The organism is Vibrio sp. 1249-1, from assembly GCF_033340495.1.
In genome coordinates, this window is record NZ_JAWOWJ010000290.1 from 1 (window position 1) to 869 (window position 869).

Annotated in this window: 1 protein-coding gene; it reads right to left on the minus strand. The window is 50.2% G+C overall.

Translation table 11 applies throughout. From position 1 onward, the window contains the following. Positions 1 to 869: FAD-binding protein (locus R7Z50_RS25915; RefSeq protein WP_318149530.1), on the minus strand; the 869-nt coding region annotated here is incomplete at both ends.

The window sequence follows — 869 nt, forward strand, 5'->3', positions numbered from 1 at the left end:
AAGCGCTTATCGGTACGCACAATGCCCATGTAGTCCCACATAAACAGACGAAGCTCGTGCCAGTTGTGTTGAATAATAACTTCTTCATCACTGTTGGTGACTTGGCTTTCATCCCAACATGGAACACGTGAAGGCAGCTCAACGCTGGTGTGATGTTTCAGAATATCTTTTGCAGCAGACCACGCATAAACCACACATTCCAACAGTGAGTTCGATGCCATACGGTTAGCACCATGCAAGCCGGTGTAGCTCACTTCGCCAATCGCGTATAGGTTTTTCAAATCCGTATGACCGTTTTGATCCACCATCACGCCGCCACAGGTATAGTGCGCAGCTGGTACGATTGGAATAGGCTCTTTGGTCATATCAATGCCCAAGTCCATCAAGCGCGAGTAAATGGTGGGGAAGTGCTTGGTGATAAAGTCCGCTGGTTTATGACTGATGTCGAGATACATGCAGTCTGCACCCAAGCGTTTCATTTCGAAGTCGATGGCACGAGCGACAACATCGCGGGGGGCGAGTTCTTTACGCTCATCAAAATCTGGCATAAAGCGAGTGCCGTCTGGGCGACGAAGGTAAGCGCCTTCACCACGAAGGGCCTCGGTCAGCAAGAAGTTGCGAGCTTCAGGGTGGTAAAGGCAAGTTGGGTGGAACTGGTTGAACTCTAAGTTCGCCACTCGACAGCCCGCTCGCCACGCGATAGCAATACCATCACCCGATGAGACATCAGGGTTAGAGGTGTATTGATAAACCTTTGACGCGCCACCTGTCGCTAGAACCACAAATTTGGCGCGCACGGTTTCTACGTGCTCTTCGTTTCGGTTCCAGATATAGGCACCGATGACTTTGTTTTTATCACCACCGATTTT